Here is a 15,601-nt window from a genome sequence, read left to right as displayed (position 1 = left end):
AGACCACGATGCGAATTCCTCTACTGTTTCTCATTACAGTAATAGTTTTAAGCCTGCTTGTCGACGGCTATATTTACATAATGGTCCGTCGCAGATGTGTATCAAAAGTCCCGGCGAGGCTGCAGCTGGTGTCGGCAGTGTTGCTATATATGGCGCTGATAGTCGGTGTGAGTATGCCGAGGCGCTCGGGCGATGACGGATCGTTGCTTTTTATCATGTGGGTGCTTTTCGGCTATATGACGTTTATTATGCCTAAGCTGGTATTCGTTGTTGTCGACGCGGTCGCGTTGTTGCCCGTTTTGTGGCATGGCCGGCGCTGGAGATGGCTCTCGCTGACAGGAGGCGTCATTGCTATAGTGGCGTTTCTGGCCATGTGGTGGGGTGCCCTTGTCAACAGGTTTCGTGTCGATGTCAGGGAGGTGGATTTTGAGTTCCCGCATCTGCCTGCCGCTTTCGATGGATTCAAGATAGTCCAGATTTCAGATCTCCATGTCGGCACGTATGGTGATGACGACCGGTTTGTGCGGAAGCTTGTCGGTGTTATCAATGGTCTGCATCCCGATGCGGTGATGTTTACAGGCGATATAGTCAACCGTCATTCGTCCGAACTGATTCCTTTTGTCGACGCGTTGTCGGGGATAGAGGCTCCATACGGGGTGTTTTCGATTCTCGGCAACCATGATTACGGCGATTATGCCGACTGGCCGTCGGAGGCCGACAAGGCTGCTGACGTCGCGGCTCTTTGCGCCATGCAGGAGAGCATGGGATGGAAGCTGTTGCTTAATCAGACCGAATTCATACATTCGGGACGCGATTCAATAGCTGTCATAGGTGTGGAGAATATCGGAGATCCTCCGTTTCGGATATATGGCTCACTCCCTAAGGCCTATCCTGGTGTCGGCGACTCCGTAAGCAAAATCCTGCTGTCGCACAATCCGGCGCATTGGACTGATTCTATATCCGATCATGACGACGTCAATATAGCTCTGACCCTCAGCGGGCATACACATGCCATGCAGATAGAGGTCGCAGGGTTGTCGCCGGCAGCAATGCGCTATGCCACATGGGGTGGTATGTATGGCGACGAGGCCGGCCGGCATGCGCTGTATGTCAATATCGGCGCCGGTACAGTGGGGATGCCCATGAGGCTTGGAGCCACTCCTGAAATAACATTGATTACTCTGAAAGCGATGCCATAAAAATCGCAGAATATATATCGTTCATTTTACCCATCATCTGTTTTATCATGCCTCTTGACATAGCTGAAATAATTGGCAAACGTCTAAATCTGTCTCGTAAGCAGGTCGCATCAACTCTCAGGTTGCTTGATGACGGCGCTACCATACCTTTCATAGCCCGTTATCGCAAGGAAATGACCGGGTCGCTTGATGAAGTGGCGCTCAACAATATCCGCACGCAGGCGGAAGAGTTGGAGGAGCTTGAGAAGCGAAAGGAGTTTGTGGCCGATGCCATAGAGAAAAGCGGTGCGATGACCGATGATCTTATGATACGGCTTGCGGCAACGCTTGATCCGGCGGAGGTCGAAGATATATATCTGCCTTTCAAGCCGCGTCGGCGCACTCGTGCCGAGGCTGCGCGCCAGTTCGGCCTGGAGCCGTTGGCCAAGCAGATCATGAGCCAGCGTATGGGCGATGTGGTATCGGTGGCTACGCGATTTGTAGGCGGCGATATAGCTGATGCCGATGCGGCAATAGCCGGTGCATCGGATATCATAGCCGAGTGGGTGAGTGAGAATGAGAAGGCACGAATGCTCGTCAGGCAGAGGTTTGCCCGCAATGCCACTATCAATGCCAGAGTGATCAGAGGCAAGGAGGCCGATGCGGTCAACTACCAGAATTATTACAATTTCTCCAAATCATTGCGCCTGTGTGGCTCTCACAATTATCTCGCCATGCGCCGGGGTGAGGAGGAGGGACTGCTGCGGGTGTCGATAACGATCGATGATGATGAGATCATAGAACGCCTCGGACGCCTGTTTGTAAAATCGTTCTGTGCAGCTCCTGTGGCTGAAATCATACGTCAGGCTGTGGCCGACGGCTACCGCAGGCTGCTCAAGCCGGCTATAGAGAACGAGGTGGCCGCGCTGACAAAGAAGCGGGCTGATGATGCGGCGATCTCCATTTTTGCCGAAAACGTCAGACATCTGCTCATGGAGCCGCCTCTCGGACGCAAGAGAGTGATGGGCATAGATCCCGGATTCAAAAGCGGATGCAAGGTGGCGTGTATTGATGAGCAGGGTGCCTTGCTTGCTACGGAGACGATATATCCCTGTGCTCCTGTGGGCGATGTGTACAGAGCCGCCGATACGCTGTGTATGCTCGTCGGACGCCTTGGCATAGATGTTATAGCGGTTGGCGACGGGACGGCTTCGCGTGAAACCATGACCTTTTTGTCGGATATCACTTTTCCGCGCAACGTGGCTATACAGACGGTGAGCGAGCGTGGGGCCAGCGTGTATTCGGCATCGGATTGCGCGCGTCGTGAGTTTCCGCAGCTCGATGTCACTCTGCGTGGCGCAGTGTCGATCGCACGCCGGTTGCTTGATCCGCTTGCAGAACTGGTGAAGATCGATCCGAAGTCAATCGGAGTGGGGCAGTACCAGCACGATGTCAATCAGGCCGGGCTGAAGCGTGCTTTGGATTTCACAGTGGAAAGTTGCGTGAATGCCGTGGGTGTCGACGTGAACACGGCATCGCCCGAATTGCTTGCGCAGGTGTCGGGAATAGGCAATGCACTGTCAAACTATATAGTCGAATATCGCACCGCCAACGGCCAGTTCCGGCGACGCGAGCAACTGCTTGAAGTTCCGCGCATGGGGCGGAAGGCTTACGAACAGTGTGCGGCTTTTTTACGTATAAACGGAGGAGACAATCCGCTTGATTCCACCGGAGTGCATCCCGAGAGTTATCCGGTAGTGGCCCGTATGGCCGCCGATGCCGGGGTCGGCGTAAATGATCTGATACGCAACAAGACGAAGCTTGAGGGTATTGAGGTTGAGCAGTATGTGGACAAAAACGTCGGGCTGCCTACGTTGCGTGATATTATAAGCGAGCTGGAGAAGCCTGCACGCGATCCGCGTGTGAAGGATCCGGAGCCGGTGATGTACAGCAAGGATGTGGCGGAGATCGCCGATCTGCATATAGGCCAGGAACTGACGGGACGTGTCACTAATCTTACTGCATTCGGGGCGTTTGTCGACATAGGCTTGAAAGTGAATGGGCTGGTGCATATATCGCAGCTGTCTGAACGGTTTGTGTCAAATCCGGCCGAGTTGCTCAAAGTGGGGCAGGCTGTCAAGGTGAAGGTGATTGATGTCGATGCTCCACGCGGGCGCGTGGCGTTGACGATGAAAGGTGTTGGCCAATGAACCGCGTGCAGCATCACGAGGCTGTGATTTCTCTCGGCAGTAATGTGGTCGAGGCCGAAGCCATGCTCCGTGAGGCTATCGCGAGGCTTCGTCTGATAGGGAGCGAAATCGTCGTATCGCAATTTTACAACACGCCGGATATAAGCGGCAGCGGCAAGGTGTATGGCAATGCCGTGTTGTCGGGAGTGTTCGGACTTGATGCTGTGTCGCTTCAGAGCCGATGCAAGGATATTGAGAATTCGATGGGACGCCGTCTGTCGTCCTCTTGTGTGGTAATAGATATTGATATAGTGGTGTTTGACGGGGAAGTGATACGTCCGGTAGACTATGGACGTGAGTATTTCACAATAGGCATGGATTACATAAAGGCCGGACGTCTGCTTGACTGATGGCAGGATGTCTGGCGGTTGTAATGCCACGGGCTGAAATGTCGGGGCATCATCTGTCGTATCAATAAAATTAACGCTGCATCAGAAACATCCCGTTAGGGAGTGACTGATGCAGCGTTTTTGCTGTTGTCCGTGCTGCTTCTGTCTGTGTCGACAGATGCCGTAAAGTGTCTTTTGTCAGCGGCCGGGCTTATGCCTCGGCGGGAGCTACATTGATAAACTTGCGGCCCTCTTTGCCTACGGTGAATACCACAACGCCGTCGGTCAGAGCGTAGAGTGTGTGGTCCTTGCCGATACCGACGTTTTCACCCGGATGGTGAACGGTTCCACGCTGACGCTTGATGATATTACCCGCCTTGCAGTGCTGACCACCGAAAATCTTCACGCCGAGTCGTTTGCTTTCTGACTCGCGGCCGTTCTTCGAACTACCTACACCTTTTTTATGTGCCATGATTTCTGATTTTTTTTAACGGGTTAAGCTACTACTTCTTTCACTAACACTTTTGTGAAGCACTGACGGTGACCGTTCTTGCGACGATAGCCTTTGCGGCGTTTCTTCTTGAAGACGATAACCTTGTCGCCCTTTACGAGGGGAGTGAGCACCTCACAAACTACTTTGGCGCCGTCAACTGTCGGAGCGCCAACCTTTACCGTACCGTCGGCTTCAGCGAGGAGCACACGGTCAAACTCAACCTTCTCTCCTTCTTTGACAGCTTCGCCGAGATAGTGGACATACAAGAACTTCTCGGCCTCGGCCTTGAACTGCTGTCCCTGAATTTCTACGATTGCGTACATCTGTTTTTGATAATAAATACGGTTACATCCTTGGGCGAGATCGGTTTACATCATTGCAAGCCACTGCTTTTCGAGCCCTTTGGATCAATTCGGCTACAAAATTACACATTTTCCCTTTATCTGCCAAGCTATTCCACGCTTTTCTTCAACTTTTTTGTCCGGCATGGATTGCACAGACTTTGTGCTGTATCGATATTTGAGACATCACGGTTGTAATTTTGCAAGCAAAACATCAGACAATTATGACTTTCAATGAATTAAACTGCAAATTAATGAAAGCCCATGTACTTATGGGGGTCGGCACAGGAATCGGAGCGGCACTGGCTGAAGCATACGGTCTGCGCTCTCCTCTGATTATCGGTGTATTGACCGGATTGCTGTTTTCCATGCATGCCTACCGACCCTGTGTCAAAGTGCTGATAGCTGAGTACAAACGACTAAAATCAAAACAAGAACAAGAAGATGAAAAGAAAGACATTTCGTGAGTATCTGACCGAATGCCGGTTTGAAGACATATGGGCGGCAATTGCTGAAAACTTCTCTGAGCCTGATGAAATCAAGCCTGTCTACGTCGAGTATTACAGTAAGCTGCTGTCGCTTCCCAGTAGGCGCTGCAAAGGTGTCATAGAGCTGTCATCTCGTCCCACGATACAGCCTGAGGGAATGAATGCCGCACCCGACTGGCTTATAGACAAGAATGTAAAAACCTCCGAGACAGACAGTGCATACGTTTCAGCCGTGTTGCTTTACTGGGCTTCGCTGCTCACATTCATCACATCCAAAGAACATGATGATGACCTCAATCATTATCTTGATATCATTGAGTCTGACGATTGCCAGGCTCTCGGTCAATATCTGATGGAGTCAGTCGAGTCAGACCCCTTAGGATCAGTAAAGCGGGAGAGCGTCGACCGCAAAGAGCGTCTGTTCTGGGAAGAAACCTTCGCCCATAGCTCACCCGGCGACTGGCGAGGCATATTATACGTGCTTAAACGCAAGCTTGAATACGATATGGGCTTCATGCGAGGTTTTGCCGATCATGCCGGCCGTGAACAGGATGCCGATCGCATGCAACTATGCTGCCGCCTGATCGACGGCGCTACCGCTCACATATGCCCCGACGAACGGGCTCGCCGTATGCTCAATCTGCTTTTCAGAATACTCGAACAAGAGGTTACCAACTGGAGCGATTGAGAGTGTTTGTTTCCAGACAATTGTCGAGACTACAGATTGCGTATAAACATTTACTTCCCTTTTATTCGATTCTCTAAATGTTTCGATGTGTTGTATCGCAAACGAGGCATAATGAAGTGGGTCTAGCGACAAATATTTTATGAGCGCAAAATTAGTGCAGTCTATTGTCATGATCTGTCAGTAGGGTTTATTAGCTTTGCAAAAAAAATGTATGACTAATGAAAATACTACATCTCTCAGACACTCACAGTGCGCACCATCGGCTGAAGAATCTGCCCGAGGCCGACATCGTGGTTCACTCCGGCGACTTCTGCATGGTAGGAGAAGAGCGCGAGGCAATGGACTTTCTCTACTGGTTTTGCGACCTGCCATATCGCCATAAGATATTTATCTGCGGCAACCATGACTCATGCCTATATGACGCAAACATCGATGGCCTTGACGGCAACGTCCACTATCTATGCAATTCGGGCATCGAGATAGACGGACTGAAATTCTATGGAGTGCCTATGTTTACTGAAGACTGCATCACCAACAGGCAGACGCACCATTATGCTAAAATACCGGCAGACACCGACATGCTGATAACCCACTCGCCGGCATACGGCATTCTCGATTTCGACGATGGCATCAACTATGGGTCGGAAGAGATACTTATGAAACTTTCCGACCTACATCTGAAAGCGCATCTCTTCGGTCATATCCATCCTACATCTGAAAGCGCATCTCTTCGGTCATATCCATCGCCAACACGGAATTATCGGGCAGAACGGCACTATCTTCTCCAACGGGGCGATAATGAACGAGGACTATTCAGCACTTAGCACTCCTGATATAATCGAACTGTAATGTCAGTATCAAAATTTAAGCGTGTCCTATGGACATTAAATGAGTTCGTCAAAGCCTCTTCCAGTGGCATATCAATGAACGAACTAAGTGACAAATGGGCAAATTCGCCGATGAACGATGAAAAAGAGCCGGGTATCCCGGAACGAACATTCCATCGCTTGCGCCGCAACGTTGAAAGCATCTTTGACGTGGAAATAGAATGTATCAAAGGGATAGAACCTCGTTATCGTGTGTCGTCCAATGACCTCGGTCCCGGGGACGGCAATCTGTATAATCTGATTCTCAACAAGGCGACAAAGGATGAAAGATCCAAATCTGTCCGTGAAATTTTAGGGTTGATATTGCTGGGTGCGGATATTCCGTCAGGCGACATGGAGGCCGTAAAGGACATAATGCATAAACTCAGAAGAATTCCGTTTGATTATGGCAAACAATTGATTGCGTCAGTTGAGTCAGGCGATATAAAGGGGGCGGATTGCGCAGAATGGGACGAGCATTACCGCGGGTATGTCTGCCTGTGGAATGAAGCTGATTATAATAGGACCGACCTGTGGCTATCTATTGGCATATACGATGACCGGGTACTTTTCTATATCGTCACCGCCACACAGGACTCTGCATATCATGCAAAAGTGTCTGAATTGTTGGACGTTGATAATGGAGAAATGTATCGTGGCGACTACTGGTGGTACGAACCAACGGACAAATCGTTGTTCCAACTCGACTTCCAGACGTTCCCCGACATGAATGAAGTGAAGCGCCGCGCTGAGCTGCTTATTGCAAAAATTGCGGGGCTGCCTGATGAAATTCAGAAACTGGAGGAATAAAAAATTATAGTTTTTGCTCTGCTGACCACTTATGGCAGTATCTTGTTGTAATTTTGTGCTGTAAAACATAGCGAGCACCTGCGATAACCTATTGCGGTTCAAAATTTAATTTGTAAATTTGCGGTATTAACCAAAACCGCGAAAATACGAAACAGACAGTTTAGAACCACAAAAAATATTGCACATCTTGCAATGACCGCCATCCGATTCGGTAAAATCTGGTAAATTCTACGAGGAATCATAAGATGGAAGTCAACGGCAAGCCGTGTATCCTCACCCGAGGACGCAGGCTGCTTTTGCTTCAATCTTGATTCCGGGCTTACCAGAGCCTTACCGAAAGATAGAACCATAAGAGTGTTGCGCCCTCTTTTTATTAGCATACAATTGAAACTATTAACAACATATAATTTTATTAGACATGAACAAAACGAAGTACTCACATGCCGAAAATGACAAAATTCTTGATATTTGGGAAGAATTCTCTATTAAAAATGGGGATGGAGAAATAGAACGTGATGGTGTCGCCTATAAAGGTTGCATACATACTTTTCCCGGTGCTGATGAGAAAGTTTATCACGAACGCGAAGTTGGGAATGAAGAGAGTGCTTGGAACAACTCAGACAAACGCATTCTTTTCGTAGCTAAGGAACTCAATGATCCTAACAATCCCTATGATTCTCGTGTCGTTATAACATACGACTCTAAGAATGGTATTGCACCTACCGATAAGTTTCTCAAGAGCATGCTCTATATCACGAAAGGTCTCATGGAATCTACTGCTGATAAAGTTGCCGAATTCAATCGTGATGAGTCCATGGACAATATTATGAGCACCTGGGATAAATCTGCAGTTGCTAAAATCAATGTCAAGAAGCAGCCGGGAGGGTCCGTATCTGATATGGCTGAAATAGACTCCTACATGCAAACTTATCGTGATTTACTCAAAAGACAACTTCTGCTTCTAAATGCAAATATAATCGTTTGCTGTGATAATAAGACAACTATCCTCTCTACCATTAAACAACTGGTTTATCCTGAAGCTCTCCAGTTGAACGATGAAGTTTGGTATGACGAATGCTCTAAAACACTATTGATTGAAAGCTATCACCTCTCAGCTTGGACCAAATCTTACGAAGACAAATACAATCGAGTGATAAGTAACTATGCAGATGCTCTTGCAAAGATTAACGCATAAACACATTTTTCAAAGAGTCGTGCCGCAAAATGAGACACACGTGTCGTAATTTTGCGATACAATCACATCAGCCTGGTGGCGGAATTGGTCAGACGCGCTTTGTGTGCCGCGGAAGCGGTATTGCCGGTTGGCTTCGCCCATTCTCCTCGTGCCTCGGCATAGTTCAAGCAAGCTTGACTCTGCTCTCGGCACTGCGTCGAGTCGAGTCCGGCCCGGGCTGCTAAAAAGAGAAAACTGATGAATCGACCTGTAATATTTCTCGACTTCGACGGTGTGCTCAACACTGAGCAATGTCAGGCGCGGCTTGCCGTTGAAGGAATGCCGAACAAGGATGCATGGGGGCCGCTCTTCGACCAACGCGCTGTTGAGAATCTGCGCCGGATTATTGACGCTACCGATGCTGCAATTGTCATTTCTTCATCGTGGCGTTACGCTCATAGTCTCGGCAGTCTGCGCATTATGTGGGAGGTGCGGGAGCTTCCCGGCGAGATTATTGATACAATCCCTTGTGGAGCCACATACATCTCGCGCGGCGAGGATATCGAATGTTGGCTTGACAAGTACGGACGCCCAGATTACGTGATAATCGATGACCTCGACGACTTCTTCCCGGCTCAGCATGACTCTTTCATCGAGACAAATCCTATTGTCGGCATCACGGAAGCCGACGCACGAAAGGCAATCGAAATACTCACCTCTAATGCATAATCCAATGAACAACGAAATCTCAATCTGGAACGGTTATCCCGTTCATGGCGACATCAAGGAACTCGACCGCATCATTGAGTCGGAGAGCTTAATTACACTTGACAAGGATGATGTTGTCAATGTGCTTTCCACCGAGGGAGAAAGCTATGTGACATCAGGAGTTAACGCCGATCTTGGCGAAGCTTTTAACGAAGCCGTCAACGCCCTGCCTTGTAAGGTTGATAAGGTAGATGAATTACTAATTGATTTCCGCTTCGGTAACAGACAGCCCGAAATGTCAGGGTTGTCATCAATCACCGACACGCTGTCAGAAGTCAATCCTGACATCAATATTATGTGGGGTATTTCCTCAGATGAATCTCTGGGTGATTCCTATAAGGTGGTGTTGGTCGCATCGGTGAAGGTTTAGACCCGGTTCAAAAACATCCCTCCATTTTTTGTTATCGCCTGACAGCTATTGGCAGGCGACAGGGATAGCTTTGTCCAAAAATTTAGAATAGCATAGATATGAATCAAACTACAGACGAAGAACAGCGGGAACTTGCTGAAAGAAGGAAGCAAATTATCGATGAGAATGCGAAGAAATTTGCGCCTTTGCTGGACTACATGGCGCAGCACCGTAAGGAAACCTTAGAACTGATGCGTCGCCGGCACGCCTATTATACCCAACTCATAACTGACGCGGAAATCAAAACCGCCGAGGAATTCTATGAAAGATACAGAGAACACTTTCTAATGTACGGCATAAAATTGAAGCTCTCCGATAATAAGAAATGGTGTTCAATCCATCTCGAGCTTGAAGACTATGACTATGAGGATTACGGGGTGGAAGACGGTAAGGATGATACATTAGCTGAAGTTAGTCCCGAAACGGCCTTCAAGGATTTATTTCGCAATGCCGAAGTCAACATTTTTACAGTAGAAGAACTTTGAGAACAACGCTGACAGTTTTTGGCAGTCTAAGAGATTGTCTAAAATTCATATCACTTTGCTTTTGAGAGTCTTTCCAGCGTCTTTTTGTTTGCTCCCCGGTCATGTAGCTACGGCTACACTCCCTCATCACAAACAAAAATCCATATGACAATCCTTCTCAAAATCCGTATTATATAAATTTAGACAATCTCTGACAATATGACTGTAAAAGAGCTCTGCCAATCATTGTATTTCAAGGACATTATTGAGCCGATGAAGAAGAAATATCCTGATGCGCTTCTCCCCATATCGAGATATAAAGAGGATTACGACATTATCCTTAACACCGTGTTTTCGGGCGAAGGTGGCACGATAACATTCCATCCGGATGGCAACTCAGATGCCTACATGTGCGAGGGCGACCGGTATTTCAACATCGTAGGAATGAAGGTTGTCCTCCCCGACAACGGAGCGGTTACTGCAGCAGAGGCGGCAGCCGAGATACTTTGGTGCTCCGCGCCCTTCGGTCGTTATGGCGAAATAGACTGGGCACTGTTTGAGGAACATGAGGCTGACAAATACGCTTTGCAGGCGAAACGTCTGGATATAAAGATTGCGCTGCCTTATTGTCGTGATAAAAAGATACGCCGGGAATTAAAACAACAGATGATGTCAACGGCTGAAGACCTTTGCCTTTCCGCTAAGGCTGACGACTGGTTTGTATTTGGCGAAGGAAAACTTTGGGGCAAGAGGCAAAACCGTAGCAAGCGCAAACGCAAGTATCGTATGAAAAAGAGGCGCGACGAGCTCTTCCGGCAGAGCGAACTACATAAAGAACTCGATCTGCTCGAAGCCAAAATCGGCTCCGTGTCCGAACTACTCAAGCAGTTGGTGCTGTCGTCATCATCCATAGAGACCATATACTATGAATCCAAGACATACGGAAAATCAGGACGCATAGATTACATCGCAGATCTGTTGCTCAACCCATTATACAACAGCAAGAAATATTTGAACCCCGCCAAGCAGCAGGAATGTATCTGCGTGCTATACGCCACACCAGAGTATCCCTGCACCACAGCCGAGCAAAACCGAATCATTGAAATTCTCGGCAAATACTTCGGCTCGACGCCATGGCAGCTTTTCACCCGCCAGTGTAACGGCCTTGACAATGAGGTCGAATTAGAGATTACATATATCACTCAATAATTTCAAAAGTATATCGTACAATGTTTTATAAGCCTGAATGTATTGATGACTTCTATAAAGACCTACATAGAATTCGTGCCGAACTTACATCAATTCAGTCTGGAGAAAAGAACTGGATTACTTCTACGCAGGTTCAACTGGCAAGTGCAAAATTAGCGATTTGTTTGAAGAACTCGGTTTTCGGGTTTGAAAAACCGAGTTTTTCCGTGGCCTGAGGAATCGCTGCTTGGACGCAAGCGCGACATGATAGACCCCTCCAGTGCCGACCTTGACGGCAGCCATACCGTGGCACGGCGCGGAGGAGAAGAAGTCGGTGGAGCAGCGCATAAAGCGGCGCAGACAACCAATGCCATATTTATTGCTGACCTTCAGGGTATTCCGATGGCTATGCAACAACCTTACAAAAACGATGAAAAATATCTGCTGGACAGAGAACTCCTGTCTCTCAGATATAGCATTGAGAGGACAAATGCCTGGATGGACTCTTTCCGATCCGTCGTTTCGACAAAACGGTTTCCAGCTGGAAAGGGTGGAATCTCCTGGTATTCCATGTGATATTTCTTAAACACATTAACAGATTCAAAAAGTCAAGATGACTTCACGCTCTAAAAAACTGTTTTGCGAAAAATCGGATGGGGCTATGTTAATTCGGTGAGATTGGCTAATTTTGTCGTTTATTATGGCTGAAAGCAGACAAAATGGAGTGGAGACGGCCAGATCATATGCCGACAGCGTGCGTGGCGCATTCAGTGCCATGGGCGTTTACGGTGGGGTGCAGGCTGTGCAGATTCTTGCCGGAATGATACGCGGCAAGTCTGCGGCGCTGTTGCTCGGTGTCGGCGGCATGGGCGTCGCATCGCTTTACGCTTCGGCTGCCGCTGTGGTGCAGCAGATAGCTGTTGCGGGTCTGAATCTTGCCGTGGTCAGGGAGATTTCCGGCATGTCTGACGACGAAGAGTCTTGCAGGGTGGCGGCGACGGTCAGTCGGCGGCTGACGGATCTCTGTGCCGTAGGCGGCGCGATATTGTGCTTGTTGATGAGCCCGTTGCTGAGCCTTCTGACTTTTGGCAGCTATGAATATACTGTAGGTTTCATGTGTTTGTCGCTGATGGTGGGCATGAGTGTGGCCGCCACGGGACGTCAGGCGTTGCTGCAGGCCACGCGCTCGCTGCGGCCTCTGGCCGGCGCGACGATCTGTTCCACCGTCGTGTCGGTAGTTGTGGCCGTGCCGCTATATTGGGCTTTTTCGGTCAACGGTATTGTTCCTGCGATGATCGCCGGATCGTTGTCAGGGCTATGGTTTTATTCGCGGGCCGTGGGTCGTTTGCGGCGATACGGAGGTAGCGTAGGAGTGCGGCTGCGCGATCATAAGCCTCTTGTGCGACGGCTTCTGCGTAGCGGCATGTCGCTGATGGCTGTAGGCGCTATGTCGGTAGGTGTGACGTTTGCAGTCAACGTATGGCTTCGTGCCGAGGCTGGCGAGTCGTCGGTGGCCATGTATAATGCCGCGTCGTCGGTAAGCTCCCAGTGTGCATCTCTGGTGTTCATGGCTATGGCTATGGATTATTTCCCCAGAATCAGCGCTCTTGCTGGCGACCGTAAGGCCATGAGTGATGTGGTGGAGCATCAGATCTGTGCGGTGCTTACGGTGCTGGCTCCGATGTCGTGTCTGTTGTCGGCAATGGCTCCGCTGGTGACCGGGTTGCTTTTCAGTAGTGAGTTTGATGGCATGATCCCGATGTTGCGATGGCTGTCGGTGGCAATGGTGCTTAAAGGAGTGTCATATCCGTTGGGGTATGTGCCGCTCGCTATGGGACACCGTCGGTTGTATTTCCGGCTTGAAGGTGTTTATGGGACGGTGACGGTTTTTACGGCTGTAGCTGCCGGATATGTCGCAGGAGGCCTTGAAGGGATCGGAGTGGCGATGTGTGCGGTCTATGCTCTTGATATAGCAGTCTATGCAATGGTGTGCCGAAGATGTTTCGGCGTTTTACCCGGAGGCCGAACGTTATCGATAGCCGGCCGATCGGTGGCGATCGCAGTGTGTGCGGTCATGGCGTCGGGTCTGCCAGATCGTGTATGGGCATACGCCGCGCAGGCAGTGGTGTGTCTGGTAGCGCTGACGGCATCTTGGATCGAGTTATGTAGGATCAAACGAGATATATGACGGGTGATAATCTGGATAATTATATGAGTGAGATAGTTTTGCGACACGCGACAGATGCCGATGCCGGCGAGGCGTGGAGAATACTCGACGCTGCCCGCCGTCGAATGCTTGCGGCCGGCAAACGCCAGTGGAGCATGGAGTATCCGTCGCCGGCCAATGTAGAGGCCGATATTTCGGCCGGGACAGCCATTGTGGCTGTCGACCGGTCGGGACGGATGTCGGGATATTGCTCGGCTCCGCTCACCGGTGAGGCGGCCTACGACAATATCGACGGCAGATGGCTGACCGATGGTGAGCCGTATCTGACAGTCCATCGTCTGGCCGTAGCGCCCGAGGCTTTGCGCAGGGGAGTGGCCTCGGAGATGATGCGTCGTCTTGAAAATTATGCCGTCGATGAGGGAATGCACTCGATTCGGATCGACACCAATTACGACAACGAAGCCATGCTCCGCATGCTTGAACGTCTGGGATATTCGGGCTGCGGAGTGGTCAGATATGCGTCGGGCGAGCGCATGGCTTTTGAAAAGAAATTGTGAAACATTAACCGTTGAATATTTGTTCAAGATATATGAAAACCAAAGAGCGTATAGTAATAGTCGGAGGTGGGTTTGCCGGCCTCAATCTCATAAAAGGTCTTGATAAGCGCCGCTTCGAGGTCATACTCGTTGACCGCAACAATTTTCACTCGTTTCCCCCGCTGTTCTATCAGATAGCGTCGAGCGGACTCGATCCGGCGAGCATCTCGTTTCCGTTCAGGCGGGAGATGCGCAAGGGTAAGGTCAAGGGCGCGAGATTCCACCTCGGCGAGGTGAAGCGTATTGATGTGGATCGTAAGGAGCTGCAGACACAGTATGAAACATTGAGTTATGACCGGCTGATAATAGCGGCCGGAACAACCAATAATTTTTTCGGCAATCCGGAGCTGATCAAGTATGTCTATACCATCAAGTCCGTTTCGGAAGCGATGCGCACGCGCGATGAGATACTCGACCGTCTGGAACGTGCGTCGCTCACCCACGACGCCGAGTTGCGTCGTCGTCTGCTCAGCTTTGTGGTGGTAGGCGGCGGTCCGTCGGGAGTGGAGGTCGCCGGCGCTTTGGGCGAGATGAAGCGCGATATCATCAAACGCGAATATCCCTCGATCGATATCGATGAAGTGAACATCACGCTTCTCGAAGGATCCGACAAGCTGCTTGGCGCCATGTCGCCGCAGTCGTCGGCAAAAGCTCTGAAATATCTTGGCGAACTGATGGTCGACGTGCGGCTTGGCCATGTGATGAAAGAGTACACCGACGAGCAGGTGACCATCGACGACGGCACACGCCTGACAGCCGGAATGGTAATATGGACGGCGGGAGTGACCGGAGTGACTTTCGATATGGGCGGAACCGGACCGACGCTTGTCAGGGGCAACCGGTTTGAAGTGGATCGCTTCAATCGCGTGAAAGGTCTTGACGACGTGTTTGCGGTGGGCGATATAGCGTATATGGCCACTGAGGCTTTCCCTCATGGTCATCCTCAGCTTGCACAGGTGGCCATACAGCAGGCGCGACACCTTGCCGACAATCTCAACCGTGACCGCTGGACCGAGCCTTTTGTCTACAACGACAAGGGGTCAATGGCCACTGTCGGCCGCAATCTTGCAGTGGCCGATCTTAAACACATGCATCTCTACGGATGGCCGGCATGGCTGGCATGGATGTTTATCCATCTGATATCCATTCTCGGAATGCGCAACAAGGCCAATGTGCTGCTCAACTGGACGTGGGCCTACTGGACCTACAACACCTCCCTGCGCCTCCTCGTCCACACCGCCCGCTATCCCCTCCGCTCCCGCTGGGGCGAGCGCTGAACTCGCCTCATTCACTGGGTTCTATGATCTGCGGTGTCGGTTGGTCGATACCGCAGCGACCGCGTAGTTGATAAGGCGTGGTCTGATGGTTTTGTTTTTTTATGGCGAAGGGGTTG

Annotated in this window: 17 protein-coding genes, 1 tRNA gene and 1 pseudogene; 17 read left to right on the top strand and 2 right to left on the bottom strand. The window is 50.1% G+C overall.

Features of this window, described 5'->3' with window-relative positions; all coding sequences use genetic code 11:
- Nucleotides 1-8 precede the first annotated feature (8 nt).
- From NF347_RS06405 to NF347_RS06395, 3 genes are read left to right on the top strand one after another with little or no spacing between them, the layout of a single operon-like run.
- The gene (locus NF347_RS06405) at nt 9-1,199 is read left to right on the top strand and encodes a metallophosphoesterase (RefSeq protein ID WP_107036269.1); all 1,191 of its coding nucleotides are present in this window, start codon (nt 9-11) and stop codon (nt 1,197-1,199) included.
- Between the two features lie 47 nt (nt 1,200-1,246).
- The gene (locus NF347_RS06400) at nt 1,247-3,388 is read left to right on the top strand and encodes a Tex-like N-terminal domain-containing protein (RefSeq protein WP_107036268.1); all 2,142 of its coding nucleotides are present in this window, start codon (nt 1,247-1,249) and stop codon (nt 3,386-3,388) included.
- On the top strand, nt 3,385-3,777 hold the full coding sequence (locus tag NF347_RS06395) for a 2-amino-4-hydroxy-6-hydroxymethyldihydropteridine diphosphokinase (RefSeq protein ID WP_107036267.1): 393 nt from the start codon (nt 3,385-3,387) through the stop codon (nt 3,775-3,777). The genes NF347_RS06400 and NF347_RS06395 overlap by 4 nt, the downstream gene beginning before the upstream one ends.
- 190 nt (nt 3,778-3,967) lie before the next feature.
- Here the strand turns inward: NF347_RS06395 and rpmA are convergent, their stop codons facing one another.
- Together rpmA and rplU are read right to left on the bottom strand one after the other, a co-directional pair.
- Entirely contained in the window at nt 3,968-4,228 is a 261-nt protein-coding gene (gene rpmA / locus NF347_RS06390; RefSeq protein ID WP_107036266.1) for a 50S ribosomal protein L27, read from the bottom strand.
- 23 nt (nt 4,229-4,251) lie between these two features.
- Entirely contained in the window at nt 4,252-4,572 is a 321-nt protein-coding gene (gene rplU, locus NF347_RS06385) for a 50S ribosomal protein L21 (RefSeq protein WP_107036265.1), read from the bottom strand.
- Between the two features lie 242 nt (nt 4,573-4,814).
- Between rplU and NF347_RS06380 the strand changes: the two genes are divergently transcribed.
- From NF347_RS06380 to NF347_RS06315, 14 genes and pseudogenes are all read left to right on the top strand, one after another.
- Nucleotides 4,815-5,057, top strand: a complete 243-nt coding sequence (locus NF347_RS06380; RefSeq protein ID WP_107036264.1) for a hypothetical protein — start codon at nt 4,815-4,817, stop codon at nt 5,055-5,057.
- Nucleotides 5,035-5,766 carry a hypothetical protein gene (locus NF347_RS06375; protein WP_107036263.1) on the top strand — a complete coding sequence of 244 codons (732 nt, stop codon included), beginning with the start codon at nt 5,035-5,037 and terminating at the stop codon, nt 5,764-5,766. The genes NF347_RS06380 and NF347_RS06375 overlap by 23 nt, the downstream gene beginning before the upstream one ends.
- Before the next feature lie 218 nt (nt 5,767-5,984).
- Nucleotides 5,985-6,590: a metallophosphoesterase family protein gene (locus tag NF347_RS06370; RefSeq protein ID WP_237613025.1), complete on the top strand. Its 606-nt coding sequence runs from the start codon at nt 5,985-5,987 to the stop codon at nt 6,588-6,590.
- Between the two features lie 99 nt (nt 6,591-6,689).
- Nucleotides 6,690-7,442, top strand: coding sequence for a hypothetical protein (locus NF347_RS06365; protein WP_133166437.1), 753 nt, complete (start codon nt 6,690-6,692; stop codon nt 7,440-7,442).
- A gap of 418 nt (nt 7,443-7,860) precedes the next feature.
- The gene (locus tag NF347_RS06360; RefSeq protein WP_107037079.1) at nt 7,861-8,637 is read left to right on the top strand and encodes a hypothetical protein; all 777 of its coding nucleotides are present in this window, start codon (nt 7,861-7,863) and stop codon (nt 8,635-8,637) included.
- A 69-nt stretch (nt 8,638-8,706) separates the two neighbouring features.
- Nucleotides 8,707-8,857, top strand: a tRNA-Pro gene (locus NF347_RS06355).
- Between the two features lie 17 nt (nt 8,858-8,874).
- Nucleotides 8,875-9,345: an HAD domain-containing protein gene (locus NF347_RS06350; RefSeq protein WP_306254335.1), complete on the top strand. Its 471-nt coding sequence runs from the start codon at nt 8,875-8,877 to the stop codon at nt 9,343-9,345.
- A gap of 4 nt (nt 9,346-9,349) precedes the next feature.
- Entirely contained in the window at nt 9,350-9,754 is a 405-nt protein-coding gene (locus NF347_RS06345; protein ID WP_107681830.1) for an FtsZ/tubulin family protein, read from the top strand.
- Nucleotides 9,755-9,852: 98 nt separating this feature from the next.
- Nucleotides 9,853-10,278 (top strand): hypothetical protein, encoded by a 426-nt coding sequence (locus NF347_RS06340; RefSeq protein ID WP_107034908.1) that lies wholly within the window; start codon nt 9,853-9,855, stop codon nt 10,276-10,278.
- A 198-nt stretch (nt 10,279-10,476) separates the two neighbouring features.
- Nucleotides 10,477-11,466: a hypothetical protein gene (locus NF347_RS06335; protein WP_107034907.1), complete on the top strand. Its 990-nt coding sequence runs from the start codon at nt 10,477-10,479 to the stop codon at nt 11,464-11,466.
- 426 nt (nt 11,467-11,892) lie between these two features.
- Nucleotides 11,893-12,062: pseudogene (locus tag NF347_RS13685) on the top strand (IS5/IS1182 family transposase); the annotation flags it as partial.
- A gap of 83 nt (nt 12,063-12,145) precedes the next feature.
- Nucleotides 12,146-13,633 carry an oligosaccharide flippase family protein gene (locus NF347_RS06325; RefSeq protein WP_107034905.1) on the top strand — a complete coding sequence of 496 codons (1,488 nt, stop codon included), beginning with the start codon at nt 12,146-12,148 and terminating at the stop codon, nt 13,631-13,633.
- A gap of 23 nt (nt 13,634-13,656) precedes the next feature.
- On the top strand, nt 13,657-14,169 hold the full coding sequence (locus tag NF347_RS06320) for a GNAT family N-acetyltransferase (protein WP_161553886.1): 513 nt from the start codon (nt 13,657-13,659) through the stop codon (nt 14,167-14,169).
- Nucleotides 14,170-14,201: 32 nt separating this feature from the next.
- Nucleotides 14,202-15,485 carry an NAD(P)/FAD-dependent oxidoreductase gene (locus NF347_RS06315; RefSeq protein WP_107034903.1) on the top strand — a complete coding sequence of 428 codons (1,284 nt, stop codon included), beginning with the start codon at nt 14,202-14,204 and terminating at the stop codon, nt 15,483-15,485.
- The last annotated feature ends 116 nt before the right edge of the window (nt 15,486-15,601 follow it).

The organism is Paramuribaculum intestinale, assembly GCF_030759015.1.
Taxonomy (GTDB): Bacteria; Bacteroidota; Bacteroidia; order Bacteroidales; family Muribaculaceae; genus Paramuribaculum; species Paramuribaculum intestinale.
The sequence above is the reverse complement of the archived record's forward strand: the minus strand, read 5'-3'. Positions and strand labels throughout refer to the sequence as shown.